At 73.5% G+C, this 25,053-nt stretch carries 26 protein-coding genes; 12 read left to right on the top strand and 14 right to left on the bottom strand.

What is annotated here, in order from left to right:
• Window positions 1–86: 86 nt before the first annotated feature.
• The gene (thrS, locus tag ACLQ2V_RS19885) at window positions 87–2,090 is read right to left on the bottom strand and encodes a threonine--tRNA ligase (protein WP_425720022.1); all 2,004 of its coding nucleotides are present in this window, start codon (window positions 2,088–2,090) and stop codon (window positions 87–89) included.
• A gap of 97 nt (window positions 2,091–2,187) precedes the next feature.
• Window positions 2,188–3,108: an ADP-ribosylglycohydrolase family protein gene (locus ACLQ2V_RS19880; protein ID WP_425720021.1), complete on the bottom strand. Its 921-nt coding sequence runs from the start codon at window positions 3,106–3,108 to the stop codon at window positions 2,188–2,190.
• A 73-nt stretch (window positions 3,109–3,181) separates the two neighbouring features.
• Between ACLQ2V_RS19880 and ACLQ2V_RS19875 the strand changes: the two genes are divergently transcribed.
• Window positions 3,182–3,871: a response regulator transcription factor gene (locus tag ACLQ2V_RS19875; protein ID WP_425720020.1), complete on the top strand. Its 690-nt coding sequence runs from the start codon at window positions 3,182–3,184 to the stop codon at window positions 3,869–3,871.
• 29 nt (window positions 3,872–3,900) lie between these two features.
• Entirely contained in the window at window positions 3,901–5,355 is a 1,455-nt protein-coding gene (locus tag ACLQ2V_RS19870) for a HAMP domain-containing sensor histidine kinase (RefSeq protein ID WP_425720019.1), read from the top strand.
• Between the two features lie 289 nt (window positions 5,356–5,644).
• Here the strand turns inward: ACLQ2V_RS19870 and ACLQ2V_RS19865 are convergent, their stop codons facing one another.
• Both ACLQ2V_RS19865 and ACLQ2V_RS19860 read right to left on the bottom strand, forming a co-directional pair.
• Window positions 5,645–6,670: an adenosine deaminase gene (locus ACLQ2V_RS19865; RefSeq protein WP_425720018.1), complete on the bottom strand. Its 1,026-nt coding sequence runs from the start codon at window positions 6,668–6,670 to the stop codon at window positions 5,645–5,647.
• Window positions 6,667–7,461 (bottom strand): trans-aconitate 2-methyltransferase, encoded by a 795-nt coding sequence (locus ACLQ2V_RS19860; RefSeq protein ID WP_425720017.1) that lies wholly within the window; start codon window positions 7,459–7,461, stop codon window positions 6,667–6,669. The genes ACLQ2V_RS19865 and ACLQ2V_RS19860 overlap by 4 nt, the downstream gene beginning before the upstream one ends.
• Window positions 7,462–7,546: 85 nt before the next feature.
• Here ACLQ2V_RS19860 and ACLQ2V_RS19855 point away from each other — a divergent pair, with 85 nt between their 5' ends.
• Window positions 7,547–8,530, top strand: coding sequence for an aldo/keto reductase (locus tag ACLQ2V_RS19855; protein ID WP_425720016.1), 984 nt, complete (start codon window positions 7,547–7,549; stop codon window positions 8,528–8,530).
• A gap of 91 nt (window positions 8,531–8,621) precedes the next feature.
• On the top strand, window positions 8,622–8,816 hold the full coding sequence (locus ACLQ2V_RS19850; protein ID WP_425720015.1) for a hypothetical protein: 195 nt from the start codon (window positions 8,622–8,624) through the stop codon (window positions 8,814–8,816).
• Between the two features lie 165 nt (window positions 8,817–8,981).
• On the opposite strand, the gene ACLQ2V_RS19845 is transcribed toward ACLQ2V_RS19850, so the two are convergent.
• The 7 genes from ACLQ2V_RS19845 to ACLQ2V_RS19815 all read right to left on the bottom strand — a co-directional run bounded on the left by ACLQ2V_RS19845 (window position 8,982) and on the right by ACLQ2V_RS19815 (window position 13,390).
• Window positions 8,982–9,185: a cold-shock protein gene (locus ACLQ2V_RS19845; RefSeq protein WP_091424054.1), complete on the bottom strand. Its 204-nt coding sequence runs from the start codon at window positions 9,183–9,185 to the stop codon at window positions 8,982–8,984.
• A 318-nt stretch (window positions 9,186–9,503) separates the two neighbouring features.
• Window positions 9,504–9,776 carry a DUF4235 domain-containing protein gene (locus ACLQ2V_RS19840; RefSeq protein ID WP_425720014.1) on the bottom strand — a complete coding sequence of 91 codons (273 nt, stop codon included), beginning with the start codon at window positions 9,774–9,776 and terminating at the stop codon, window positions 9,504–9,506.
• Complete coding sequence (locus ACLQ2V_RS19835) at window positions 9,773–10,123, bottom strand: DUF3618 domain-containing protein (protein WP_425720013.1); 351 nt, start codon at window positions 10,121–10,123, stop codon at window positions 9,773–9,775. Before ACLQ2V_RS19835 ends, ACLQ2V_RS19840 begins: the two co-directional genes overlap by 4 nt.
• Entirely contained in the window at window positions 10,120–10,554 is a 435-nt protein-coding gene (locus tag ACLQ2V_RS19830; RefSeq protein WP_425720012.1) for a phage holin family protein, read from the bottom strand. The genes ACLQ2V_RS19835 and ACLQ2V_RS19830 overlap by 4 nt, the downstream gene beginning before the upstream one ends.
• Window positions 10,555–10,824: 270 nt before the next feature.
• The gene (locus ACLQ2V_RS19825) at window positions 10,825–12,060 is read right to left on the bottom strand and encodes a mechanosensitive ion channel family protein (RefSeq protein WP_425720011.1); all 1,236 of its coding nucleotides are present in this window, start codon (window positions 12,058–12,060) and stop codon (window positions 10,825–10,827) included.
• A 79-nt stretch (window positions 12,061–12,139) separates the two neighbouring features.
• The gene (locus tag ACLQ2V_RS19820) at window positions 12,140–12,964 is read right to left on the bottom strand and encodes a DUF1206 domain-containing protein (protein WP_425720010.1); all 825 of its coding nucleotides are present in this window, start codon (window positions 12,962–12,964) and stop codon (window positions 12,140–12,142) included.
• Between the two features lie 60 nt (window positions 12,965–13,024).
• Complete coding sequence (locus tag ACLQ2V_RS19815; protein WP_425720009.1) at window positions 13,025–13,390, bottom strand: hypothetical protein; 366 nt, start codon at window positions 13,388–13,390, stop codon at window positions 13,025–13,027.
• Between the two features lie 95 nt (window positions 13,391–13,485).
• Here ACLQ2V_RS19815 and ACLQ2V_RS19810 point away from each other — a divergent pair, with 95 nt between their 5' ends.
• A complete protein-coding gene (locus ACLQ2V_RS19810) occupies window positions 13,486–14,706 on the top strand; it encodes a cysteine desulfurase-like protein (RefSeq protein ID WP_425720008.1) in 1,221 nt (406 codons plus the stop codon).
• A gap of 115 nt (window positions 14,707–14,821) precedes the next feature.
• Here ACLQ2V_RS19810 and ACLQ2V_RS19805 read toward each other — a convergent pair whose 3' ends face one another.
• Entirely contained in the window at window positions 14,822–16,372 is a 1,551-nt protein-coding gene (locus ACLQ2V_RS19805) for a glycoside hydrolase family 3 protein (RefSeq protein WP_425720007.1), read from the bottom strand.
• A gap of 147 nt (window positions 16,373–16,519) precedes the next feature.
• Here ACLQ2V_RS19805 and ACLQ2V_RS19800 point away from each other — a divergent pair, with 147 nt between their 5' ends.
• From ACLQ2V_RS19800 to ACLQ2V_RS19780, 5 genes are all read left to right on the top strand, one after another.
• Window positions 16,520–16,645, top strand: a complete 126-nt coding sequence (locus ACLQ2V_RS19800; protein WP_425720006.1) for a hypothetical protein — start codon at window positions 16,520–16,522, stop codon at window positions 16,643–16,645.
• A 147-nt stretch (window positions 16,646–16,792) separates the two neighbouring features.
• Entirely contained in the window at window positions 16,793–18,424 is a 1,632-nt protein-coding gene (locus ACLQ2V_RS19795; protein ID WP_425720005.1) for a RecQ family ATP-dependent DNA helicase, read from the top strand.
• Window positions 18,425–18,484: 60 nt separating this feature from the next.
• A complete protein-coding gene (locus ACLQ2V_RS19790; protein WP_425720004.1) occupies window positions 18,485–18,988 on the top strand; it encodes a hypothetical protein in 504 nt (167 codons plus the stop codon).
• A gap of 316 nt (window positions 18,989–19,304) precedes the next feature.
• A complete protein-coding gene (locus tag ACLQ2V_RS19785) occupies window positions 19,305–19,898 on the top strand; it encodes a hypothetical protein (protein ID WP_425720003.1) in 594 nt (197 codons plus the stop codon).
• 505 nt (window positions 19,899–20,403) lie between these two features.
• Window positions 20,404–21,930: a hypothetical protein gene (locus ACLQ2V_RS19780; RefSeq protein WP_425720002.1), complete on the top strand. Its 1,527-nt coding sequence runs from the start codon at window positions 20,404–20,406 to the stop codon at window positions 21,928–21,930.
• A gap of 392 nt (window positions 21,931–22,322) precedes the next feature.
• Here the strand turns inward: ACLQ2V_RS19780 and ACLQ2V_RS19775 are convergent, their stop codons facing one another.
• A complete protein-coding gene (locus tag ACLQ2V_RS19775) occupies window positions 22,323–22,574 on the bottom strand; it encodes a FadR/GntR family transcriptional regulator (RefSeq protein WP_425720124.1) in 252 nt (83 codons plus the stop codon).
• Between the two features lie 164 nt (window positions 22,575–22,738).
• Between ACLQ2V_RS19775 and ACLQ2V_RS19770 the strand changes: the two genes are divergently transcribed.
• Together ACLQ2V_RS19770 and ACLQ2V_RS19765 are read left to right on the top strand one after the other, a co-directional pair.
• On the top strand, window positions 22,739–23,464 hold the full coding sequence (locus tag ACLQ2V_RS19770; protein WP_425720001.1) for a hypothetical protein: 726 nt from the start codon (window positions 22,739–22,741) through the stop codon (window positions 23,462–23,464).
• A complete protein-coding gene (locus ACLQ2V_RS19765) occupies window positions 23,461–23,682 on the top strand; it encodes a hypothetical protein (RefSeq protein WP_425720000.1) in 222 nt (73 codons plus the stop codon). The genes ACLQ2V_RS19770 and ACLQ2V_RS19765 overlap by 4 nt, the downstream gene beginning before the upstream one ends.
• Window positions 23,683–23,759: 77 nt before the next feature.
• Here the strand turns inward: ACLQ2V_RS19765 and ACLQ2V_RS19760 are convergent, their stop codons facing one another.
• Window positions 23,760–24,962, bottom strand: a complete 1,203-nt coding sequence (locus ACLQ2V_RS19760) for a serine hydrolase domain-containing protein (RefSeq protein ID WP_425719999.1) — start codon at window positions 24,960–24,962, stop codon at window positions 23,760–23,762.
• Between the last annotated feature and the right edge of the window lie 91 nt (window positions 24,963–25,053).

Below are 25,053 nucleotides of genomic sequence, written 5' to 3'. Positions count from 1 at the left end.
CCGCGCGGGCTGGCGGCGGGGGGCCGGGGCGGCGCCCCCCCCCCGGGGGCGGGCCCCCCCCCCCCCCCCCCCCGCGGCGTCGTGCCTCAGCCCGTGGCGGAGGGGCCGGTGTTGCTGCGGGAGGCCACCACGTCCGTCACGTGGGCCACCGCCTCGGCGATCGGCACCCCGTTGCGCTGCGAACCGTCCCGGTAGCGGAACGACACGGTCCCGGCGGCCACGTCGTCGTCGCCCGCGATCACCATGAACGGGATCTTCTGCTGCTGGGCGGTGCGGATCTTCTTCTGCATCCGGTCGTCGCCCGCGTCGACCTGGGCGCGGATGCCCTCGGCGCGCAGCGCCGCGACGAAGCCGTGCAGGTAGTCGGTGTGGTCCTCGCGGATCGGGATGCCCACCACCTGCACCGGGGCCAGCCACGCCGGGAACGCCCCCGCGTAGTGCTCGGTGAGCACCCCGAAGAAGCGCTCGATCGAGCCGAAGAGTGCCCGGTGGATCATCACGGGCCGCTGCCGGGTGCCGTCGGCGGCCTGGTACTCCAACCCGAAGCGCTCCGGCAGGTTGAAGTCGACCTGGATGGTCGACATCTGCCAGGTCCGGCCGATCGCGTCCTTGACCTGCACGGAGATCTTCGGCCCGTAGAAGGCCGCGCCGCCCGGGTCGGGGACCAGCCGCAGGCCGGACTCCTCGGCCGCCGACCGCAGCGCCTCGGTGGCCCGCTCCCAGTTCTCGTCGGTGCCTACCGACTTCTCCGGGTTGCGGGTGGAGAGCTCCAGGTAGAAGTCGTCCAGGCCGTAGTCGCGCAGCAGTTCCAGCACGAAGGCGAGCAGCGACTTCAGCTCCCCCGCCATCTGCTCCTCGGTGCAGAAGATGTGGGCGTCGTCCTGGGTCATCCCGCGCACCCGGGTCAGGCCGTGCACCACGCCGGACTTCTCGTACCGGTAGACCGTGCCGAACTCGAACATCCGCAGCGGCAGCTCCCGGTAGGACCGCCCCCGGGACCGGAAGATCAGGTCGTGCATCGGGCAGTTCATCGGCTTGAGGTAGTACTTGGCGCCGTCGATCTCCATGGGCGGGAACATGCCGTCGGCGTACCAGTCCAGGTGCCCGGAGACCTCGTACAGGTGGCCCTTGGTGATGTGCGGGGTGTTGACGAACTCGTAGCCGGCCTCCTCGTGCTTGACGCGCGAGTAGTTCTCCATCTCCCGGCGGATGATGCCGCCCTTGGGGTGGAAGACCGCCAGGCCCGAGCCGAGCTCGTCGGGGAAGCTGAACAGGTCCAGGTCCGCGCCGAGCTTGCGGTGGTCGCGCCGGGCGGCCTCCTCCAGGAGCTTCAGGTACGCCTTCAGCTCGTCGCGGGTCGGCCACGCGGTGCCGTACACCCGCTGCAACTGCGGGTTCTTCTCACTGCCCCGCCAGTACGCGGCGGCCGAGCGCATCAGCTTGAACGCCCCGATCAGCCGGGTGCTCGGCAGGTGCGGGCCCCGGCACAGGTCCGACCAGCAGACCGTGTCCTCCTTCGCGGCGAGGTTGTCGTAGATGGTCAGCTCGCCGCCGCCCACCTCCATCACCTCGGCCGAGTCCAGCCCTTCGCCCTTGACGTCGATCAGCTCCAGCTTGAACGGCTCGGCGGCCAGCTCGGCCTTCGCCTCGTCCAGGCTGCCGAAGCGGCGGCGGCGGAACCGCTGCCCGGACTTGACGATCTCCTGCATCCGCTTCTCGAGCTTGGCCAGGTCGTCGGGCTGGAACGGCTTGTCGACGGCGAAGTCGTAGTAGAAGCCGTTCTCGATCGGCGGGCCGATGCCGAGCTTCGCCTCGGGGAAGACGTCCTGCACGGCCTGGGCGAGCACGTGCGCGGTGGAGTGGCGCAGCACGTTCAGCCCGTCCGGCGAGTCGAGGGCCACCGGCTCGACGCTGACGTCCTCGGCCGGGGTCCAGTCCAGGTCGCGGAGCTGCCCCTGCGGGTCGCGGACCACGACGATCGCCCGGGGGCCGTTGGACGGCAGCCCGGCCGCGGCCACCGCGTCGGCCGCCGTCGTCCCGGCGGCGACGACGACGGGGTCGGCCACGACGGGGGTACGGGGTGCTGACACGGTGACTCCTCCGGCTTGCGACGCCTGCGGCCGGCCGGCCGCTCCCGCTGATGCTAGCGGGAAGGGGAGGGTCCCTTCCTAGCGCATTACCGAGGGGTCAGCCGGCCCAGTCGGGCAGCGGCTCGCGGGCGGCGAGCCAGTCGGCGGGCACCCCGCCCGGGGCGGCCACCCCGGCATGCGCGGCGACCACCGCGCCGACGATCGCCGCCGTGGTGTCGACGTCCCCGCCCGCCTCGACGCAGGCCCGGATCGCGGCCGGGTAGTCGTCGAGGAACGTCGCGGCCACCCAGAGCGTGAACGGGACGGTGTCCTGCGCCGTGACCCGGGAGCCGTTGCCGAGCGCGTCGGCGGCGACCGGCACGGGGCGGCCGAGCAGGCCGCCGGCCCGGCGTACCCCCTGGTGCACCTCGCCGCCGGGGTCGAGGGCGGCGGCCACGGCGGCCAGCAGCCGCGCGGGCGGCGGGCGGTCGCCGTCGAGGCGGGCCCGGGCGGCCAGGGCGGCGGCCACCGCGACCGCGACCGCGCCGGCGATCCCCTCCGGGTGGGCGTGGGTGACCTCGGCGGACGCCCGCGCCTGGGCCGCCGCCCGCCGGGTCGAGTCGGCGAACCACGCCCCGAGCGGCCCGACCCGCATCGCCGCGCCGTTGCCGCAGGAGCCCTGCCCGTCGAACGCGGCGGCGGCGGCGACGGGCCACGGCGTGCCGGTGCGGATCAGCCGCAGGATGGTCACCGCGCCGGGGCCGTAACCCCGGTACGGCTCGCAGCGGTGCGCGAAGGCCAGGGCCAGCCGGTCCCGGTCGACCGTGCCGGCGGCGGCCAGCTCGGCGACGACGGAGCAGGCCATCTCGGTGTCGTCGGTCCACTGCCACGGCGGCGCGGGGAGCCGGCCGGCGGCGAGGTCGGCGGGGCGGCGGCCGGGGACGAAGAACTGCGAGCCCAGGGCGTCGCCGACGGAGAGGCCGGCGAGGCTGTCCCCGGCGAGCGCGAGGCGGGTGTCCGGGAAGAGCGTGAAGGACATGGTGCTGCCAGCTTGCCCGGTATCCGGGTGCACCGCAACGTCATCGACTTGCCACCCCGAGTACGGTGCTGACGTGGCCACCGTCCTTCTGGTCGAAGACGACCACGTCGTACGCGGCGCGATGCTGCGCTCCCTGGCCGACCGGGGGCATGCCGTGCATGCCGTCGGCACGGCGCTGGACGCGCTGCGTCGGGTCGCCGCGCAGACCCCCGACCTGGTGGTGCTCGACCTCGGCCTGCCCGACCTGGACGGCGCGGACGCGCTGCGGATGCTGCGCGGCATCACCGACGTCCCCATCATCATCGCCACCGCCCGCGACGACGAGCAGTCGGTGGTACGGCTGCTGCGGGCGGGCGCCGACGACTACATGGTCAAGCCGTTCACCGGCGCGCACCTGGACGCCCGGATCACCACCGTGCTGCGCCGGGCGGGGCGGGCCAGCCGCAGCGTGCAGCCGGCCGTGCACGCCGTCGGCGGCCTGCGGGTGGACGTCGGCGAGCGCAGCGCCCTGCTCGACGGGGTGCCGCTGGCGCTGACCCGCAAGGAATTCGACCTGTTGGCGTACCTGGCCGCCCGACCCGGGCGGGTAGTGTCCCGCCGGGAACTCTTGGAGGAGGTATGGCGGCAGCCATCGGTCGGCGAGGACCAGACCATCGACGTTCACCTGTACTGGCTGCGCCGCAAAATGGGCGAGTCCGCGGCGAAGCCGCGTTACCTGCGCACCGTGCGGGGGGTCGGCTTCCGGCTGGTGGCCCCGGACTGAGGTTCGCGCTGGCCCGGGTCACGGCCGGAATGGGGTTGCTCGTCGCGCTCGCGTTCCTGGTCCCCCTGGGGCTGGTCCTCGACGGACGCACCCGTGACGATGCCCTCGCCGACGCCGCCCGGCGCAGCACGTTGGTCACCGGCGCGCTCGCGGTGAGCACCGATCCGGCCGTCGTGCGGCGCGCGGTGCAAGCCAGCGGCGAGGACCCGGCGACCCGCCCGGTGGTGCACCGCCTGCCCGTCGTGGAGCGCGACGGGGCGAAGCGGGCCGACGCCAAGCGGGCCGACGCCGGGCCGGCGGATGTCGGGCGGGCCGACGCGGCGGCGCTGGACCGGGCCGTGGCGCAGCGGCGGTCGCTGATCGTCGACGTGCCCGGCGGGGTGCTCCGGCTCGACCCCGTGGTGCTCGGCGACACGGTGGCCGTGGTCGAGGTCTTCGTCGGCGACGCCGCGCTCGACGCGGGCTCCGGCCGCCGGTGGCTGCTGCTGGGGGCGGTGGCGGTGGCCCTGGTCGGGGCCGCCGTGGTGGTGGTGGACCGGGTGGCGGCCCGCGCGGTCGACTCGGCCCGAGGGCTGGTGCAGGCCGCCCGCGCGGTGGGCGACGGCGACCTCGCGGTCCGGGTGGACCCCAGTGGCCCGCGTGAGCTGGCCGAGGCCGGGCACGCGTTCAACCGGATGGCGGATCGGATGGCGACCGCGAGCACGGACGAGCGGGAGCTGGTGGCGGACCTGTCGCACCGGCTGCGGACCCCGTTGACCGTGCTGCGGCTGGACGCCGAGGGGCTGGACTCCGACGACACCAGCGTCGGGTCGTTCACCGAGGCGGAGCTGGACCGGCGGCGCACCATCCGCCGCATCCGGCAGGCGATCGTCACCCTGGAGGGTGAGATCGACGTGCTGATCAAGACCACCCGCAAGGCGGTCGTCCACGAGACCGGCCCGGCCGTCTGCGACGTCAGCGAGGTGGTACGGGACCGGATGGTGTTCTGGGCGGCGCTGGCCGGCGACCAGAACCGGCCGCACCGGGTCAGCGGGGCGCAGCTGCGCATCCCGGCGCCGGTGCCCCGGGCCGAGCTGGCCGCCGCCCTCGACGCGGTCATCGGCAACGTGTTCCGCTACACCCCGCAGGGCACGGCCTTCGAGGTCGCGGTCTCCCGGCGCGACGGGTACGTGGCCATCCGCATCGACGACGCCGGCCCGGGGATCACCGACCCCGACCGGGCGCTGCGCCGGGGCGCCAGCGACCAGGGCTCCACCGGTCTGGGGCTGGACATCGCCAAACGGGTGGCGTTGCAGGCCAACGGCTCGGTGAGCATCGACCGGGCCCGGCTCGGCGGGGCCAGCGTGGTGATGCTGCTGGCCGACCCGGAGGCGACCCCACGGCAGGTCAGCCGGTTCGGCCTGGTGGGTCGGATGACCCGGGAGGCCCGGGAGCAGAAGGGCGGCGGCCGACGCTGGCCCCGGCAGCGCCCGGCGCAGCGCTGACGCCCCGGCGGCCGGTGCCGGCGGCCGGGCTTTGGGCAGCCGCAAGTCTTCCTTAGATCCGGCTTAACGGCGTCGGCGCGGCGGGCCCGAGCTGAGAGAGTTTCGAAGAACCCACCAGTTCCGCCGGCCGTGCCCCCCATGGTTCCAGGCCGGTGGAGTTCGTGCGCGCGGCGGGAGCCAGGTCCCCCCACAACCAACTCCCGCCGCGCGCGCCCCCCACCCCGGCGGCGTAGGCACCCCGCCGGGGTCTTCTCCGTTCGGCGGCCGGCGCGGCCGGCCGGCCCGCGGCTCAGCGGGCCGTCGCGGCCAGGTAGGCGTCGATCTCGGCGGTGAGCCGGGCCTGCTCCCCCGGCTCCAGGAACGAGGCGTGCACCGCGTCGGCGGCCAGCGCGGCCACCCCGTCGCGGCCGAGGCCGAGCAGGCGGGCCGCCACGGCGTACTCGTCGTTGAGGGTGGTGCCGAACATCGGCGGGTCGTCGGAGTTGATCGTCACCAGCACCCCGGCCTCGACGAGCCGGGGCAGCGGGTGCGCGTCGAGCGAGGCGACCGCCCGGGTCCGCACGTTGGAGGTCGGGCAGACCTCCAGGGGGATGCGCCGCTCGGCGAGGTGGGCCAGCAGTCGCGGGTCCTCGGCGGCGGAGATGCCGTGGCCGATGCGCTCCGCCCCGAGGTCGCGCAGCGCGTCCCAGACGGTCTGCGGGCCGGTGGTCTCCCCGGCGTGCGGCACCGAGCGCAGCCCAGCCGCCCGCGCCTGGTCGAAGTACGGCTTGAACTGCGGCCGGGGCACCCCGATCTCGGGGCCGCCCAGGCCGAAGCCGACCAGCCCGTCGGGGCGTTCGTCCAGGCAGATCCGCAGGGTCTCCTCGGCGGCCGCCAGCCCGGCCTCGCCGGGGATGTCGAAGCACCAGCGCAGCGCGATGCCGAAGTCGGCCTCGGCCCGCTTGCGGGCGTCCTCGATGGCCTCGCAGAACGCCGGGGCGGGGATGCCCCGGCGCACGTGCGAGTACGGGGTGACGGTCAGCTCGGCGTAGCGGACCTGCTGGCGGGCCAGCTCGCGGGCGACCTCGTGGGTGAGGAGCCAGACGTCCTCGGGGTCGCGGATCAGGTCCACCACGCTGAGGTAGATCTCGATGAAGTGGGCGAAGTCGCGGAAGGCGAAGTAGTCGGCGAGGGCGTCCGGGTCCGCCGGGACCGGGCTGCGCCCGGCGTGCCGGGCGGCCAGCTCCGCCACGATGCGCGGCGACGCGGAGCCGACGTGGTGCACGTGCAGCTCCACCTTGGGCAGCGCGGCGATGAAAGTGGACAGGTCGGTCACGGGTTCTCCTGAGCGTGGGCGCCCGTGCGGGCGACGACGAAGATCCTGCGGAACGGGAAGGACACCTGCCCCCGCCGGACCGGGTACGCCTCGGCGAGGCGGGCCCGCAGGGCGGAGCGGAACTCGGCCCACCGGCGGTCGTCGAGCGCCGCCCGGATCGGGCGCAGCCCGGTGCCCTCCATCCAGGTCAGCACCGGGTGGTCGGCGTCGGTGGGGGCCGGCAGCAGGTGCACGTAGGTAGTCTCCCAGGCGTCCACCGCACAGTCCGCCCCGGTGAGCAGCGCCGCGTAGCTTTCCGCGTCGTCGACCGGGGCCGCGCGCAACAGCGGGGTCAGCTCGGCCGCCCACGGCCCCGTGCCGGCCACCTCGCGCAGCGCCCGGTGTGAGGGGGCGTCGAAGTTCCCCGGCACCTGCACGGCGAGCCACGCCCCGGCGGGCAGCTCGGCGACCCACCGGGTCAGCAGCTCGCGATGCCCGGGGACCCACTGGAGCACCGCGTTGGCGACCAGCACGTCGACGTCCGGGCCGGGGTGCCAGTCGCGCACGTCGGCGACGGCGAAGTCGACCGGTTCGCCCAGGGCGGCGGCCCGCTCGATCATCTCGGCCGACGAGTCGAGGCCGACGACCCGGGCGGCCGGCCAGCGCCGGGCCAGGGTGGCGGTCAGCGTGCCGGGGCCGCAGCCGAGGTCGACCACGGTGCGGGGCCGCTGCGCCGGAACCCGGGCGAGCAGGTCGTGGAACGGCCGGGACCGCTCGTCGGCGTAGCGCAGGTAAGCCGTCGGATCCCACATGGCATCTCCCAAACCGTACGTCCGTCTTGTTGGCCACCGTACGGCCCGCTGCGGGGCCGGGCAAGCCCATCACTAGGCTCGGCGCATGGAGCAGCGCACCTTCCCTCGGCTCGGGCGGCACGTCGGCGTGGTCGGGCTCGGCACCTGGCAGCTCGGCGCGGACTGGGGCCGGGTCGACGAGGACGAGGCGTTGGCCGTCCTCACCGCCGCGGTGGACTCCGGCGTCACCTTCCTCGACACCGCCGACGTGTACGGCGACGGGCGCAGCGAACGGCTCATCGGCCGGTTCCTGGCGGCTCGACCCGACGCGGGGCTGACCGTGGCGACCAAGATGGGCCGCCGGGTCGAGCAGCGGCCGGAGGCGTACACGGCGGAGAACTTCCGGGCCTGGACCGACCGGTCCCGGGCCAACCTCGGCGTGGACACCCTGGACCTGGTGCAGCTGCACTGCCCGCCCACGGCGGTCTTCGGCGACGACCGGGTCTTCGACGCCCTGGACGCCCTCGTCGCCGCCGGGCGGATCGCCGGCTACGGGGTCAGCGTGGAGACGTGCGACCAGGCGCTCACCGCGATCGCGCGGCCGGGTGTGGCCAGCGTCCAGATCATCCTCAACGCGCTGCGGCTCAAGCCCCTCGAGCGGGTGCTGCCGGCCGCCTCGGCCGCCGGGGTCGGGATCATCGCGCGGGTGCCGCTGGCCAGCGGTCTGCTCTCCGGGCGGTACGACGAGCACACCACCTTCGCCGCCGACGACCACCGCACCTACAACCGGCACGGGGAGGCGTTCGACGTCGGGGAGACCTTCTCCGGGGTCGACTTCGGCACCGGCCTGGCCGCCGTGCGCCGGCTCGCCCCGCTCGCCGGGGCGCAGCGCCCCCTGGCCCGCTTCGCGCTCCGCTGGGTCATCGACCAGCCCGGCGTGACCGTGGTCATCCCCGGCGCCCGCGACGCCGACCAGGCCCGCCAGAACACCGCCGCCGCCGACCTGCCGCCGTTGACCCCCGCCGAGCTGGCCGCCGTCCGGGACACCTACGACGAGCTGGTCCGGCCCCAGGTGCACCAGCGGTGGTGACCCGCCGCCCGGTGGTGCTGGCACACCCCGGCGACAGCCCGCATGCTGGACCGGGCCGGCGGACCCGGCCCACCGGCGCAGGAGGAACGCGATGAAGGCTTGGCTCCCGCTCACCCTCGGCCTGCTGGCGATGGTCCTGGGCGCACTCTGGACGGTGCAGGGCCTCGGCTACGTCGAGGGCAGCCTCATGACCGACCAACGGATCTGGGTGCTGATCGGACCGGCGCTGGTCCTGATCGGACTGGGCACGCTCTGGCTCGGCCTGCGCAGCCGACGGCGGATCTGACCACCGGCGGCCGCCCGCCCGCACCCGGGGGACATCCGACCGCCCGGTGCGGCCGGCCGCCCGCACCGGGCGGCAACGGAAAGCCCCGCCTCCCGGAGGGGACGCGGGGCTTCACGTGATCCTGGTCGGCCGGCCCGGGGGGACGGGCTCACCGACCGGGGCTGCTCAGATCGGGCGGACCTGCTCAGCCTGCGGGCCCTTCTGGCCCTGGGCGATCTCGAACTCCACCCGCTGGTTCTCCTCCAGCGTGCGGTAGCCGCTGGACTGGATCGCCGAGAAGTGGACGAAGACGTCAGCACCCCCGCCGTCGACGGTGATGAAGCCGAAGCCCTTGTCTGCGTTGAACCACTTCACGGTTCCCTGCGCCATGTGAATCTCCTTCTAAAACTGGCGGCCGAGCACGCCGTGCGGCCGATTGGCCGTTTTCGAGCAGCGGCGCCTGAGGCGGCCCCCTAGATAGGAGACTTTTCTCCACCACACCGCAGCCCGCACGGCGTGGAACAGCGAACCACGTAGCGAAAACTTTGCACAGCGTACCCGACGGAATTCTCCGACAGGGGCCCCGAAGAGCGCCAGAATTCCGGCCGGACGAACGGGATCCATCGCACGAAGAGCCCTTTGCGCCGAACGCCACGGGCCCCCCTGCGCACCAGGCGGAGGGGGGGCCCGTCGTCTATGTCTGACCGGTCAGTCGGGCCAGCGGCCGGTCAGCCGGCGCACCCCGACCGCACCGCCACGGTCCACGGCCGCCCGGACCAGCGAGAAGATCGCGCCCTGCAGGGCGGCGGCGGCCAGCACCTCGCCCCAGCCGCGGTCCTCGTCGGTCGCGCTGGGGGCGTCGTCGTCGCCGGCGGCCACCTTCCAGAGCTGCCGGAAGATCGCCCCCGCGACCGCACCGGCGGCCAGGCCCATCACCACCCCGACCGGCTTGTACGCCGCCTTGCCGATCCCCCTGCTCACCTGCGCCTCCCCCTGATGATCAACAACACGATCACGGTGGCCACCGCGCCGGCCGCGATGGCCGCCCACGGTGCCGGGCCAGCACGCAGCCCGCTCTGCACCACCGGGCCCGTCCGGTCGCGGGCAGCCTCGACGCCCTGCGCCGCCTGGCCGCGCACCCGGGCCACCGTCTGCGCGGTCTGCTCCCGCATCCGCTCCTTCGCCTGCTCGGCGGAGGTCCTCAACCGGGCCTTGACGTCGGCCTTGGCGGCCAGCGCCTCCACCGTCTCGCCCAACTCCACCCGGGTTCGCCGTATCTCCGCACGCAGCGCCTCGGTGTCGCCGTCGCCCGTGCCGTTGCTCGTCATGCCCGTCCCCTGTCCTTCACCGCAGCGGTCACGGTGTCCACGTCCGCCCGCACGCTGCGGACCGTCGCCGCCGGCACCGGCGGGACCGCCTGGCTGACCTGCTTCTTGCCGACCAGGGCGAGGATCCCGGCCACCAGGAAGAGCGCCGCCGCGACGATCAGCGCCGCCAGCCACGCGGGCAGCACCAGCGCCAGCAGCAGGATCACCGCGGTGATCAGCGCGCCGAGCCCGTAGAACGCCAGGGCCCCGCCGCCGCCGAACAAACCGATCCCTATCCCGGCGTGTTTGCCCTTCTGGGTCAACTCCGCCCGGGCCAGCGCCAGTTCGTCCCGAACGAGCCGGGAGACCTGTTCCGTGGCCCGCTGCACCAATTCGGCAGTGGACGGCTCGCTCCCGGTCCGAGACGTGCGGTGATTCGCGACGTCAGCCATGCTGTCCTCCTTCCACCATCACCGCGCTGTATGCCCGGAGTCGTCGCCCGTCAATCCTATGCGCGCAAGGCCGTGTCGGGATCGAGCGCGCCGAAGGGCCTTCCCCGGATAGGACCGGTCAAACCTCCCGCCACCGACCACCGATCCCGGCAGGGCCGAGGCGACGGGGCGGGGCGCGCAGGGCACGTACCCGTCCGGGCGCCCCAGGCCGGCGCGAAGACGACTGGCCCACCGCGCCGGCTACGGGGTGCGGGGTGCGGGGCGCGGGGGTCAGCGGCGGGAGTCGGCGGGCAGCGGCGCGGGATCGGGCGTGGGTGCCTCGGCGCGCACGGCGTCGTCGGGGCCGACGAACGTCTCGCTGCGGGCGGCGCCGTCGTCGCTGCCGCCGAAGACCCGGGCGTCGTCGGGGACGTCGCCGTCCGCGCCGCGGCGCACCGGGCGGGGCCGCGCCGACTGCCAGGGCAGCGCCCCCGAGGCGTCGCCCACCTCGGTACGCATCCGGGGCAGCCCCGTCGGGCGGTGGTCACGGATCCAGGCCGCCAGGTGCTCGCGCACCAGGCAGCGCAGGTCCCACAGGCTGCCGGCGTCCGCCGCGCTGACCAGGGCCCGCACCTTGAGCACCCCGCCGGTGGCGTCGGTCACCTGGAGTACGCAGACCCGCCCGTCCCACAGGTCGCTGCTCTCCGCCAGCCGGCGCAGCTCCTCCCGCATCGCCTGCACGTCGACCGACCAGTCGACGTCGAACTCCGCGGTGCCGAGCACCGCCGCCTCGGTGCGGGTCCAGTTCTGGAAGGGCTTGCTGGTGAAGTACGAGGTGGGCAGGATCAGTCGACGGTCGTCCCAGATCTGCACCACCACGTAGCTGAGGGTCAGCTCCTCGATCCGACCCCACTCCCCCTCGACGACCACCACGTCGTCGAGGCGCACCGCGTCGCTGAAGGCGAGCTGGAGCCCGGCGAAGACGTTGCCGAGCAGGCTCTGCGCGGCCAGCGCGGCCACCACACCGACCACACCCGCCGAGGTCAGCACCCCGGCGCCGATCCCCCGTACGCTCGGGAAGGTCATCAGCATCACACCGACCGTCAGCACCACGATCACCGCGATCGTCAGCCGGCGCAGCATCACCACCTGGGTGCGCACCCGCCGCGCGTTGCGGTTGTTCGGCACGTCGACCCGGAACCGGGCCAGGGCGACGTCCTCGATCACCACCAGCAGCGACGCGACCAGCCAGGCCACCGAGGCGATGATGCCGAGCACCAGGGCGTGCAGCACGACCTGCCGCCAGGTGTCGCCGACGGCGTAGCCGGTGAAGAAGCGGACGGCGAACTGCACGGCGAGGACCGTCGCGGCGACCTGGAAGGGCCGGTGCGTGTGGTCGCCCAGCTCGCTCAGCAGCAGGTTACGCCGGCCGAACCTCCGGATCAGCCGGTGCACCACCCCGGCCAGGAAAAGGGCGATCGCCGCCGCGGCGAGCGCGGCGACGATCGTGGTGAGGAAGTTCTGCACGAATGTCTCTCCCCTTCAGCGGACGACCCGAGGCCGGGCAAAGGCCCAATGGTGCCCGCTGCGTGCCGATCCGGCCAGGTCAGACCTTGCGGTACCGGGACTGGAGGAAGCAGTAGACGCCGTAGCAGGCGATCCCGAGGGCGACCAGGACGAGCAGCACCGGGCCGTAGGACTGGTCCCGCAGGGTGCGCAGCGCCGAGTCCAGGCCGCGGGCCTTCTCCGGGTCGTAGTTGACCGCGGCCAGCACGACCAGCAGGCCGGCGATGGCGTACGCGACGCCCTTGGCGATGTAACCGGCCATGCCGAGGCGACGGGCCAGCGTGCGGGTGTGGGCGTCCATCTCGCCGGTCTTCAGGCGCTTCTCGAACTTCTTCTTCCAGCCGTAGACCACCAGACCGATGCCGATGCCGGCGAGCACCAGACCGGCCAGCCCGACCAGCACCCGGCCACCGGAGGAGGTCATCAGCTTGCCGGTCAGCGCCTCGGACTGGTCACCGCTGTCGGAGCCGGCGTTGGAGAAGACCTTCCAGGCCGTCCAGGCGAAGTAGAGGTAGACCAGGGTGCGGGCGACGGAGGCGACGCGCTCGAGGATCCGCTCCTTGCCGCGCTCGGCCTGGTGGCCGACGGCGGCCTCCAGCGCCTGCCAGATGGCCATGGCCAGCATGCCGACGGCGATGGCGACGCAGAGGAACTTGCCCATCGGCTTCTCGGCCAGGGTGCTGAGCGCACCGGACTGGTCGCCGCTCTTGCCGCCCGATTCGCCGAAGGCGATCTGCAGGGCGAGCCAGGCGATCAGCAGGTGCACGACGCCGTAGCCGATGAAGCCGGCGCGGGCGAGTAGTTCGAGCCACCGGCTGTTCGCAGCCTGCGAGGCGGTGGCTTCGGCGTTCTGGGTGAGTGACATGTCGCCACAATCTCCGATTGGGGAGATCCCCAAACGTCGGCCACCGCCGCACGGCGACGATCAGTTACTGGGATTACGCGAAACCCGGATCTTGACCTCCTGGTCGGTGACGCTGTCGAGGGTCACGGCGAAGCCACCGACCTCCGTGGCCTGCTGCCCCACGGTCAGCGACAGCTGCTCGCCGGCGACCTCGACGGTCACCTGGTCGCCCTGGGCGCCGACGAGCTTGGCCTCGACACCGAGGATGGTGGCGCTGGCGTCGACGCCCCGGTCGAAGGTGACCGTGCAGGCGTCCAGGCCGCAGTCGGTGGAGGCACCCTCGGAGCTGCATCCGGCCAGCAGGGCGACACCCAGCGCGAGGCCGGCGAGCAGGCCGGCGGCCCGACGGACGGGGATGGACGGGGAGGTACCGGATCGGTTGGTCACCCGGTCAGGGTACGAGACTCCCGCGACCCTCCGCCGCACGGCAAGGGCCCCTTGCCCGCTCAGCCGGGCCGGGCGGCGGGGCTAGGGTGCGCTCCATGCCGTTCGACATCGCCCGCACCCGGGCCGCCTACCCCGCCCTGGCCGAGGGTTACGTCCACCTCGACGGCGCCGGGGGCACCCAGAGCGCCGCCTGCGTCGTCGACGCGGTCGCCGCCGCCATGCGCGCCGCCGTCGGCAACCGCAGCGCCGCGTACGCCCCGGGTCGCCGGTCGTTGGAGCTGGTGGCCGCCGCCCGTGGCGCGGTGGCGGACCTGCTCGGGGCGCGGCCGGAGGGGGTGGTGCTCGGGCCGAGCGCGACCGCGCTGACGTACACGCTGGCCCGTACCCTCGGCGCGGGTTGGCGGCCCGGCGACGAGGTGGTGGTCTCCCGGCTGGACCACGACGCGAACGTGCGGCCGTGGGTGCAGGCGGCCGAGGCGGCCGGCGCGACCGTGCGCTGGGCGGAGTTCGACCGCGCCACCGGGGAGCTGCCGGCCGACCAGTACGCCGAGCTGGTCGGCGAGCGGACCCGGCTGGTCGCGGTGACCGCCGGCAGCAACGCGATCGGCACGATGCCGGACGTGCCGGCGATCGCCGCGGTGGCGCACGCGGCCGGGGCGCTGCTCTGCGTGGACGGGGTGCACACGGTGCCGCACGGCCCCACCGACGTCGCCGCGCTCGGCGCGGACTTCCTGGTGACCAGCGCCTACAAGTGGTCCGGGCCGCACCTGGCGGCGATGGTGGCCGACGCGGGCGTCTGGGCGGCGCTGCGCCCGGCCAAGCTGCGTCCGTCCTCCGACGCGGTGCCCGACCGGTTCGAGTACGGCACCCCGAGCTTCCCGCTGCTGGCCGGGCTGGCCGCCGCCGTGGAGCACCTGGCGGGGCTGGACCCGGCCGCCACCGGCGACCGGCGGGCGCGGGTACGCGCCGGCCTGACCGCCGCCCGGGAGCACGAGGAGCAGGTCTTCGCCCGGCTGCTCGCCGGCCTCACCGCCCGCCCGGCGATCACCGTGTACGGCTCGGCGGCCCGGCGCTGCCCCACGGTGTCGTTCCGGCTGGCCGGGCGCACCCCGGCCGACACCGCCGCCGCGCTCGGCGAACGCGGCTTCTGCCTGGCCCACGGCGACTACTACGCCTACGAGTACTTCCAGGCGATGGGCCTACGCACCGACGGCGGCGCAATCCGCGCCAGCATCTACCACTACAACACCCCAGACGAGGTGGACCGGCTGCTCACGGAGCTGGACCGCCTGGCCGACCACCCCGGCACGCGTTGATCAAGAGGTTTACGTCAGGAACGATCTCTGCGCTGACACAAACCTCTTGATCAACCCGACGGTGGGGTGGGGGTGGGGGTGGGGGTGGGGGTGGGGGGTGGGGGTGGGGGGTGGGTTAGCGGGTTGCGGGGTGGGTTAGGTCGGTCAGGGGGGCGGTGGGGCGAGAGCGGCGGCCGGCGAGCAGTTCGGCGGCGGCGCGGGCCCCGGCCCGGGTGGCGCCGTGGGTGGCCACGTGCAGCGCGCCGGTGACCAGCGCGGGCACGCCCAGCTCGACCACCACCGCGTCGGGGCGGGCGGCGACGGCCCGCCGGACGGCGACCCGCATCCAGTCGTGCCGGTGCAGGTCGCGGACCACCAGCACCAGCGGCCGGCCGGCCGCCCCGGCGGTCGCGTCGGCCGGCAGGTCGGCCTCGCCGAGGCGCAGCGTGGTGGTGCCGGGCAGCAGGGCGGCCAGCGGGGCGGCGATGCCCCAGGGGGTCTCCGCGCCGATGGCGATGTTGCGCGGCGGCTCGAACTCGACCACGTGCGGGGCGGCGGCCAGTGGCAGCGTCGGGGCGCTCGCGCGCCGCGCGGTCACCCGGACCGCCCGGCGGGCGGCGGCCAGCCCGACCGGTGAGCCGTCCGGGCGGGCGTCGGAGCGGGTCGGCACGCCGGCGCGGGCGGCCGTGGTCCAGGTGGCGAGCCGGCCGACCCGCTGGGCCGCCTCGGCCAGCCGGTCCTCGCTGAGCTCGCCGGTCAGCACGGCGGCCACGATGGCGTCGCGCAGCTCGCGGGCGGCGCCCTCGTCGGCGCGTTCGCCGCCGACGCAGATCGCGTCGGCGCCCGCGGCGAGGGCGCGCACGGCGGCCCCCGCGAAGCCGTACCGGTCGGCGACGGCCCGCATCTCCACCGCGTCGGTGACCACCACGCCGGAGAAGCCCAGCTCGTCGCGGAGCAGGCCGCCGAGGATGCGCGGGCTGAGGGTGGCCGGCAGCTCCGGGTCCAGCGCGGGTACGAGCAGGTGGCCGGTCATCACCGCCCGCACCCCGGCGGCCACGGCGGCCCGGAACGGGACCAGCTCGCAGGCGTCGAGCTGTCGGCGGGTCTTGCCGATGCGGGGCAGGTCGTGGTGCGAGTCGACGCGGGTGTCGCCGTGGCCGGGGAAGTGCTTGGCGCAGGCGGCCACCCCGCCGGACTGCAGACCCTGCACCCAGGCGGCGGTGTGCCGGGCGACCAGGGCCGGGTCGGCGCCGAAGGCCCGGACCCCGATCACCGGGTTGGCCGGGTTGGAGTTGACGTCGACGTCCGGGGCGTAGTTGAGGGTCACGCCGGCCACCGCCAGCTCGCGGCCGAGGTCGTGGGCCACCGCGCGGGTCAGCTCCTGGTCGTCGACCGCGCCGAGGGCGAAGTTGCCGGGGCGGGAGCTGCCCCGGGCGGACTCGATCCGGGTGACGTCGCCGGCCTCCTCGTCGATGGCGACGACCACGTCGGGGCGCTCCGCGCGCAGGGCGGCGGTGAGGGCGGCGACCTGGTCGAGGTCGACGATGTTGCGGGCGAAGAGCACCACCGAGCCGAGCCCCTCACCGAGCCACCGGCGGACCCAGGGCGGTGGGGTGGTGCCGACGAATCCTGGTTGCAGGACGGCGGCTGCCAGGGCCGCCAGCCTCCCCCTCGGTGCGCTGCTCATGCGGCTGCCGTACCCCCGTCTTTTTCGCTGCGGACCGGCCGCCGGCTGCGGACGGTCCTGCCATGGTCACACCGGGAACTTAAATAGTCAATAAACCTTACTGTTAGTCTGTGGCGTTCGGCGGTCGCCGCGTGGGAGAGTTTGCGGATGCCATCCGTGCCCCTCGCCGACGCCACCAGCGTGGCCGACGTGCCCGGCGTACGCCTGCTCGGTCTGGTCGTCGGCGGCCTGCTGCTCTTCGCCGCCATCCGGGCGATGTTCGGCCGCCGCTGAGCCCGCCACCGGGGCGTCGTTCGGCCGCCGCTGAGCCCTCCCGACCGGGCGGCGGTCGGCCGCCGCTGAGCGCCGCGCCGACATCGGGGCCCGCCGCGTCCCCGGCCGGGTTTCGTTGTTGATCGTCTCGGGTACCTCCGGACCTCGATGAAACTGTCCACGCACGCGATGACGCTGCGGCGCGCGGCGCGCAGCCTGTTCGGTTGGACCGCCCTGCGGCCCAACCAGCTCGCCGCCATGCGCGCGGTGATGAAGCGCCGCGACGCCCTGGTGGTCCTGCCCACCGGCGCCGGCAAGTCGGCGATCTACCAGATCCCGGCCAGCCTGATCCCCGGCCCGACCGTGGTGATCTCCCCCCTGCTCGCCCTGCAACAGGACCAGATCGCGGCGCTCAACGAGCGCCAGCGCCCGGAACTGCGGGCGGTACGGATCAGCTCGGACGAGAGCCCCGCCCAGCAGGCGGAGGCGATCACCGAGATCCGCGAGGGCCGGGCCGAGTTCCTCTTCATCACCCCGGAGCAGCTCGCCAACCCCGATCGGATGGCGGAGGTGAAGTCGCTCAAGCCGGCCCTCGTCGCCATCGACGAGGCGCACTGCATCTCGGCGTGGGGGCACGACTTCCGCCCCGACTACCTGGCGCTGGGCCACCTCATCGAGGGCATCGGCCGGCCCCCGGTGGTCGCCCTGACCGCCACCGCCTCACCCCCGGTACGCGACGACATCATCGCCCGACTGCGGCTGCGCGACGCCGAGGTGGTGGTCTCCGGGCTGGACCGGCCCAACCTCTTCCTCGAGGTGGCGCACTGCCCCACCGAGGACTACCGGTGGCGGCGGCTGATCGCGTTGCTGCGCGAGGACCAGCGCCCCGGGATCATCTACGTGCCGACCCGGCGCGCGGCCGAGGAACTGGCCGCCCGGCTCACCGACGCCGACTATCCGGCGCAGTACTACCACGGCGGGATGCCCACCGGGGCACGCAACGAGCTGCACGAGGCGTTCCTCGCCGACGAGGTGCCGATCATGGTGGCCACCTCGGCGTTCGGCATGGGCATCGACAAGCCCAACATCGCCTGGGTGGTGCACATGGCGCTGCCCGACTCGCCGGACAGCTACTTCCAGGAGATCGGCCGGGCCGGACGCGACGGGGCGCAGGCCCGGGTGCTGCTGCTCTGGCAGGCCGAGGACGTCGGGCTGCAACGCTTCTTCTCCGGCGGCCTGCCCGACCCCGACGAGCTGCGCGACCTGGCCGCCCTGCTGCGGGCCAAGCCGGTCACCAAGAAGGAGCTGCGCGAGCTGACCGGCCTGGGGCCGCGCAAGCTCGGCCAGTATCTCGCCCTGCTGGAGCAGGTCGGCGCCGCCGAGCCGCGCGCGAGGCAGCGCATCGGCGTCCCCCGGTACGCCCCGATGCCGGTCGAGGCCGGCGAGGCCGCGCGGGCCGAGGCCGAACGCCAGCAGACCGTGACCCGCTCGCGCACCGACATGATGCGGGCCTTCGCCGAGACCACCGGCTGCCGGGGGCAGCACCTGCTGGCCTACTTCGGCGAGCAGATGACCGAGGTCTGCGGGCACTGCGACAACTGCCTGGCCGGCACGAGCGTCGCCGACGACGGGGCCAGCGGGCCCTTCCCCGTGCACAGCCAGGTGCGCCACCCGGAGTGGGGCAGCGGCATGGTGCTCAGCTACGAGGAGGACCGGATGACGGTCCTCTTCGAAGAGGTCGGTTACAAGACGCTCTCGGTGCCCGTCGTGTCCGAACAGGGTCTGCTGACCCTCGACTAGCCTGAGCCGGGCCACCGTGCCACGGCGTCACCCAGTCAGACAGATGAGAGGAGCTCGGCCGTGATCGAGCAGCCGGCGTACACCGGGTTCGGTTTCTCCGACGAGGAGTGGGGGCTGCTGGTCGGCCTGCCCCAGGCGGTGCTGACGGCGGCGAGCGCCGCCGAGAGCGACGGCTCCCGCCGCACCATGGCCGAGAACGCCGCCGGCATGGAGACCATCTCCGCCGGCCGGGACTCGGCCAGCCCGCTCGTCGCCGCCGTGGCGACCGAGCTCGTCTCCCGGGTGGGCGACCCGGACGCCGGCGAGGAGCTGCCGGTGATCGTGCCCACCGATCCCCGGGCGATGATCGAGGACGTGCTGAACCGGGCGGCCTCGGCGGCCCGGCTGCTGGTCGACAAGGTCGACGAGGGCGAGGCCGGCGCCTACAAGCACTGGCTGATCAAGGTCGCCGAGAACGTGGTCGGCGCGGCGTCCAGCGGCGGCATCCTCGGCCTCGGCGGCGACCAGGTCAGCGACTCCGAGCGGCGCTTCCGCGACCGGCTCTCCCAGGTCCTCAACGACTGATCTTGTGGGCGTCGGGCCGGCCGTTCCCCATAACCGGAGGGCGGCCGGAACGGCGCTTTCGCCCCACTCTCCCCGGAGGCCGCCCGTTGTCCGACCCGCCATACCGGCGCAGCTACGACCCGAGGATCAGGCCTTACGACCTGACCTGGCCGGAGGTGGACCCGGCCGGGAAAGCCCTTCGACCCGGGCCAGGCCCCGGCCGTCATCCGGTCCCTGCCGCCCGCGCTCGCCGTCCCCACCAGGCCCGTCCGACCGCGCCGACAGGTCGGCGTCGTACGAATGGGCGCAGGAAGAGGGCACCCGGTGGGTCAACGAGATGAGCTTCGCCATCGTCGGTCACTACGGGCACTGGGCCTCGGGCTGGCGGTGGGGCGTCGGTGAGGCGGACTTCGACGGCGGCCCCGTCCACGCGTGGTGCTGCCCCCACGACAGCATGGGCGACCCGGAGCACACGCTCGGCGCGGTCACCGATTCGTTGATCGAGTGGCGGGGGTGGCTGGAGGAGCTCTCCGAACGCTTCGACCGGTTCCTGCCGTCACTCGCCGCCGAGCCGGCCGATCCGGCCCGGTGGGAGCAGGCGCTGCTGCACCTGGTCACCGTGGTGGTCGACCGGACCTGCGCGGACGGCGGTTGGCAGTGGCACTGTCGACAGGTGCGCTGGTTCCTCGGCCTCGCGGGCCTGCCGTCGCAGCGACACGAACCGCTGCTAGACCAGTCGATCGCCGGTCGGTTCGAAGACTTCCGCACCCCGTCGAACCTCGTGATCCAGGACGTCGCCGAGCGATTCGGCCGGGCGGTGACCGGCCACCCTCGTGACGCTCGCCCAGGCGACAGGCCAAGATCCACACAACTTCGTCCGCGCCCGGACGCCGGTCAAGATCCGAGCATCTTCAGGGAAAATGCTGGGTGAACGCCCAATTGAGGCAGCATTTTCAGGGAAAATGCTCGGATCTTGGACCTGCGGGAGGGGCGAGGCGACTTCCGCCGGTTGCTCGTCCTCGCCCGGCCCGCCCGCAAGAGCAGCAGAGCTGGTTCCTCGACAACCCGGGCAACCCGCTGCCGACCAGCCGCGTCAAGGAGTTGGCCGCCAATGCCGTCCGGGGCACCGTCGGCGGCTCCCGGGCCGCCATCGCCGGCAACTGATCCGCCTACTCGCGGCGTATGCCTCTTCGCGGCGCAGCCCTCCCTACTCCCCCACGCCCAAGATCTGCGCATCTTCGGGCCGGTTGAACGCCGATCGACCCAGCATCTGCGGAGAAGGTGCGCAGATCTTGGGCCTAGGGTGGGTCGGACGGGCCGGAACAACGCCACCACGGTGGACAGCAGTGCCGGGGCGGCCTCGGTATGCCGGTCGAATGGCGAATGCCCTGCACCGATGGCCGGACATCGATGGTGGGGGCATTAGGATCCGCGCCATGATCGGAAAGGTGTCGACGGATCAGATTCCGGCCTCGGCGCCGCTGTTGCGCGGCCTGGCCCAGAACCCGGCGGCACCGACCGATGTGCTGCTCCGGCTGATCCACCAGTGGCCGGAGCAGGCATGCGAGGGGTTACGAGGCCGCGCCCACCTGCCGATGCCCGTGCAGGACGTGATGGCACGACACCCGTCCCGCCGAGTACGTATCGCGCTGGCCGAACATCCCGGGGTGGCTGCGCGGACCCGCAGCGGGCTCCTGGACGACCCACAGTGGCAGGTGTGGACCCGGGCGTTCGGGCGTCCCGGGCAGCAACCACTCTCCGACGCCGCGCTGGTGCGGCTGCTGACCCTTCTCGACGAACCACCTACCGGGGTGCCGTTCACCCGCGAGGAACTGCTCTGGGAACTGGCCTTCGCGATGCGCCATGAGCGGCGACTGTTCCTGCTGGCCTCCGGGCACCCGCAGCCCGGGGTGCGCCGCTTCGCTGCGGGCGCTCTGCACTTCCTGGACGATCCGACGCGGGAGACCCTGCTGGGGGACCCGGTCCCCGAGGTCCGGGCGGCAGCCGCGCAGGCCCAAGCCGAGCAGCGGCGCCTCATGCAGCCCGCGGACCTGCCCTCGACGCACTGCCACGCCTTCTGGTCGGTGCTGCAGCGGCCGCTCTCCCGAGCGTTGGTGGACCAGGTGCTGGCCAGTGGCGACGTGGAAGCCGTGTGCTTCGTCGCCACCAATGCGTCGACGCCGCCCGACGTCGTGGAGACACTGCTCGGCCACCCTGCCGCCGACGTCCGCCGGAAACTCGCCACCCGCCCCGACCTGACCGGCGCGCAGGCGCTCCGACTCGCTGCCGACCCGACGGCCGAGGTCCGCACCGCCGTCTCCGTCCACCCCCACCTCACCGAACAGCAGCGGGCCGGCATAGATATCGATCTCGCGACGGTTGCCGGCGCCGGGCACTACGGCCCCCGGGACGGGTGCAGCCTCTCCGTCCAGCACGCACCGGACGAATCGGTGCCGCCTCTCGCCGACGCGCTGCGATGGGCGAGATCGGTCAATCCGCTGCTGCGTCGACGCGCGGCCCGCCATCCGCAGCTACCGACGCCCCTGGTCGCCGCCCTCGCCGAGGACAGCGACCTCGGCACCAGGGTGCTGCTCGCCCAGCACCACCCCAAGGCGCCACCGGCGCTGTTGGCACGCTGCTTTCTCGAGTACGACGGCTGCGGCCGGGACCGACTCACCTCGCTGCCGAACTTCCCCGTCGCGGGACTGGCCCGATTCGCCACCCACCCGGATCCGGCGGTACGGCACCTGGTCGCTCTCGACCCACACGCCGACCCGCAACTCGTCGACCACCTCTCCGCCGATCCGGATACCGCCGTCCGGCAAGCGATGGCCGGCTGCCGACGCCTGCCGAGAAAGCGGATCATCGCCTTGCTCGACGACCCGGACCTGGCCTTCTACGCGGCAGCCAACCCGGCCCTGCCGGTACGTCAGATGCACCGCATCCTGAGGGACGCATCGTGACGGGTGAGCAGCCGCCACTCGCTCTTCCCACAGTCAAGATCCGCGCAACTTCAGGAAGAATGCTGTGTGAACGCCGTCCGAGGCAGCATCTTCGGGGAAGATGTTCGGATCTTGACCCTGCAGGGAGGGATGGGACGGCGGCGAGCGGGAAGCGGGGGCCTCCGACATCGATCTTCGCGTACCGAAGGGCTCGCAGGGCGCCTATGGACGACGATCGTTGTGCTTGCTCAGATGTGCGCCGTAGATGTCGCGGCGGCGGAGCTGTCCACCCGGACGCCGGTCAAGATCCGAGCATCTTCAGGGAAAATGCTGGGTGAACGCCCAATTCAGGCAGCATTTTCAGGGAAAATGCTCGGATCTTGGGCCTGTGGGAGGGCGCGAGGCGGAGTTCGCTACTCGGCGACGAAGACACCGACGCCCGGCAGCGTCTCCGTCATCCCCTTGATCCGGAGCACCTGCATGGCGCGGTCGATCACCGGTTCGGTGACCCCGTACTGCTCGATCAACTCTCGCCGGCTGGGCAGCTTGGAACCGGGTGAGAACTCTCCCGACGCGATGCGGGCGGCGAGGTCGTCGGCGATCTGCTCATAGCGGTAACGCGGTGGCACGGTGCTTCTCCTCGGTTGGCAACCCGAGTAGACCACCTGCCCCAACCCTTGACTACCCAACGGTACCTGTTGGAGGTTGCAAAAGAGGCCGCTTCCCTCGGTTGGCGCTGTCGGACCGTCCTCGCCGACGTGGATGCCCGAGCGGACTTCCCACACTTGGGCATCCACGTCTTCCAAGGTCGCGACGCAAGGAGGAAGCCATGCGTTCTTCGCGGGTGTACCGGATCATGGCGTCGGCGCTGGTGAAGCTGGGGGAACCGGACCTGGCGTGGTTGGCCGCCGACCGGGCGATGGCGGTGGCCGGCGGTGACCCGCTGCGGCAGGCGACGGCGGCGATCCCGCTCGGGCAGGCGTTGCGCGCGACGAAGCGGGGCCGGCTGGCGATGGGCGTGACGATCGCCGCCGCGCAGCGGATCGCGCCGGCCGTGCCGCACGACGGGCCGCCGGGGGAGCTGGCGTTGTGCGGGACGCTGCTGGTCGAGGCCGCCCTGGCCGCCGCCGTCTGCGGCGACGCGCCCGGCGTCGCCGAGCTGTTCGACCAGGCGGCCAAGGCCGCCGAGCGGGTCGGCGAGGGCCGGGATCAGTTCGGACCCACCACCGTGGCGGCGGCCCGGGTGGTGGCGGCGGTCGAGTTGGGCGACGGCGCCGAGGCGGTCGCCTGGCACGAGAAGGCCATCGGCGGCAGCGGGTGGGGGCGCCTGCCCGTCGAGCATCGGGCCGCGCACCTGATCGACGCCGCGCGGGCGTACCTGCAGGTGGGTGACCTGCTGCGGGCGGGCCGCGCGTTGGTCGACGCGCACCGGACCGCCCCGGCGGAGATCCGGTGCCGGCCGGTGGCGTGTACGGTGCTCGCCGACGTGCACCGCTGCGGGCCGATGCCGGCCGACGTGGCGCGACTGGCCGCGCTGGTCGGGCTGACCCGGTGACCGCGCCGTTGCTCTCCCTGGCCCAGATCCGCAACCGGCTCGCCCTGGCGGCCCGCACGGTCCTGCGTCGGCACGCCCCCGGTCGCGACGGGCGCTGCCCGGTGTGCCGGGTGCCGTGCTGCCCGGCGGCGCGCACGGCGGAAGACCTGCTCGCGGCGATTCGACGCGGCCCCACCGCGCCCCGTGCCGCCGGCTCTTTCGAGGTCCTCAACGACTGATGCACCGGCGACACCGGCCGCCCCCCGTAACGGGGGGCGGCCGGTGTCGCCGGTGGATGCCCGGTGCCGTAACCGCCTCAGCGGCCGGTGCCGCAGATCGCCACGTCGACGCTGTTGTTCACGTCGTTGAGCATCTGCTCGGAGGTCGGCAGGCCGGTCACCGCCACCACGGCGCTACGGCCGTCCCGGGTGACCAGGTTGCGGGTCTCGAAGCCCTGGATGTCGCCGCCGTGTCCCCAGCCGAAGCCGCCGCAGGAGAGTTCGCGCCGGGCGATTCCGAGGCCGTACGCGTACTCGCCGGTCGGCTCGAAGCCGGGCGCGGGGATGGTCTTCGTCAGGGCCGCCTGCTGGGCGGGCTTGAGCAACCGCCCGGCCATCAGCGCCTCGAAGAAGCTCCGCAGCTCGTCCGGGGTCGAGACCAGCTGGCCTGCGGCCCAGCCCAGGGACGGGTCCATGTCGGTGACGTCCACCCACGGTGCGCCCGGGGCCACCGCGACGTAGCCGTGCGGGTGGGTGCCCCGGAGCCGCTGCTCCCCGACGCCCGGCCAGTAGGTGTCACGCAGACCGAGCGGCTTGATGATGCGGTTGGTGATCTCCTCGCCGATCGGACGTTCGGTGACCTGCTCGACGATGAGCCCGGCGAGGACGAAGTTGGTGTTGCTGTACTCCCACCTCTCTCCGGGGTTGAAGTGCGGCGCACTCGTGAGCGCGGCGTCCACGAGCCGGCGCGGCTCGTAGTACGAGTGACTCTTGTCGATCAGGTCCTCGGCCTTGGTGAAGAGCACATCGTCGTAGTCGGGCAGCCCGCTGTTCTGCTGCAGCAGCTGGCGTACGGTGATCTTGTTGCCGTCGTTGCCGTGGCCGCGCACGACGCCGGGCAGGTAGTGCTCGACCGTGGCGTCCAGGTCGATGCGGCCCTCACCCACCAGCTGCAGGACGACCACGGCGGTGAAGGTCTTGGTGTTGCTGCCGATGCGGACCTGGCCATCGCGAGGAACCGGGCCGCGCGTCCGGAGATCGCCGACTCCGGCGGTGTAGTCACGGACCCGCCCACCGGCGCCCCGCACCGAGGCGAGCGCCCCGGGGAAGCCGTCCCTGCCGACCAGGCCGTCCAGTTGCTGTTGGACCGCGTCCCTCGGGGCGGCGTTGCGGCTGGTCTCGGCGGCGGCGAACGCCGAGGGGGTGGCCAGGGCGGCGCTGGTGACGACGGCCAACGCGCCGGCTGCCAGCCGCAGGCTCCGGCGGCGACGGCGGGCGGAATTGTCCAGCTTCGCGGGCATGATCACTCCTCGATCTCGGTAACGCTTGACACCATCAATGGTGCAAGGAGTCCGAAAAGGAGACGATCCTGCCTGCTGCCCTCCTCCCGGT

Source organism: Micromonospora sp. DT233 (assembly GCF_049841815.1).
GTDB lineage: Bacteria > Actinomycetota > Actinomycetes > Mycobacteriales > Micromonosporaceae > Micromonospora.
The sequence above is the reverse complement of the archived record's forward strand: the minus strand, read 5'-3'. Positions and strand labels throughout refer to the sequence as shown.

Coding starts and splice junctions, on each gene's coding strand:
- ACLQ2V_RS19880 (WP_425720021.1), bottom strand. CDS start 3,108: ATGTCCTTCACGCTCTTCCCGGACACCCGCCTCGCGCTCGCCGGGGAC.
- ACLQ2V_RS19870 (WP_425720019.1), top strand. CDS start 3,901: ATGGGGTTGCTCGTCGCGCTCGCGTTCCTGGTCCCCCTGGGGCTGGTC.
- ACLQ2V_RS19860 (WP_425720017.1), bottom strand. CDS start 7,461: ATGTGGGATCCGACGGCTTACCTGCGCTACGCCGACGAGCGGTCCCGG.
- ACLQ2V_RS19855 (WP_425720016.1), top strand. CDS start 7,547: ATGGAGCAGCGCACCTTCCCTCGGCTCGGGCGGCACGTCGGCGTGGTC.
- ACLQ2V_RS19850 (WP_425720015.1), top strand. CDS start 8,622: ATGAAGGCTTGGCTCCCGCTCACCCTCGGCCTGCTGGCGATGGTCCTG.
- ACLQ2V_RS19845 (WP_091424054.1), bottom strand. CDS start 9,185: ATGGCGCAGGGAACCGTGAAGTGGTTCAACGCAGACAAGGGCTTCGGC.
- ACLQ2V_RS19835 (WP_425720013.1), bottom strand. CDS start 10,123: ATGACGAGCAACGGCACGGGCGACGGCGACACCGAGGCGCTGCGTGCG.
- ACLQ2V_RS19830 (WP_425720012.1), bottom strand. CDS start 10,554: ATGGCTGACGTCGCGAATCACCGCACGTCTCGGACCGGGAGCGAGCCG.
- ACLQ2V_RS19820 (WP_425720010.1), bottom strand. CDS start 12,964: ATGTCACTCACCCAGAACGCCGAAGCCACCGCCTCGCAGGCTGCGAAC.
- ACLQ2V_RS19810 (WP_425720008.1), top strand. CDS start 13,486: ATGCCGTTCGACATCGCCCGCACCCGGGCCGCCTACCCCGCCCTGGCC.
- ACLQ2V_RS19805 (WP_425720007.1), bottom strand. CDS start 16,372: ATGAGCAGCGCACCGAGGGGGAGGCTGGCGGCCCTGGCAGCCGCCGTC.
- ACLQ2V_RS19800 (WP_425720006.1), top strand. CDS start 16,520: ATGCCATCCGTGCCCCTCGCCGACGCCACCAGCGTGGCCGACGTGCCC.
- ACLQ2V_RS19795 (WP_425720005.1), top strand. CDS start 16,793: ATGAAACTGTCCACGCACGCGATGACGCTGCGGCGCGCGGCGCGCAGC.
- ACLQ2V_RS19785 (WP_425720003.1), top strand. CDS start 19,305: ATGAGCTTCGCCATCGTCGGTCACTACGGGCACTGGGCCTCGGGCTGG.
- ACLQ2V_RS19780 (WP_425720002.1), top strand. CDS start 20,404: ATGATCGGAAAGGTGTCGACGGATCAGATTCCGGCCTCGGCGCCGCTG.
- ACLQ2V_RS19770 (WP_425720001.1), top strand. CDS start 22,739: ATGCGTTCTTCGCGGGTGTACCGGATCATGGCGTCGGCGCTGGTGAAG.
- ACLQ2V_RS19760 (WP_425719999.1), bottom strand. CDS start 24,962: ATGCCCGCGAAGCTGGACAATTCCGCCCGCCGTCGCCGCCGGAGCCTG.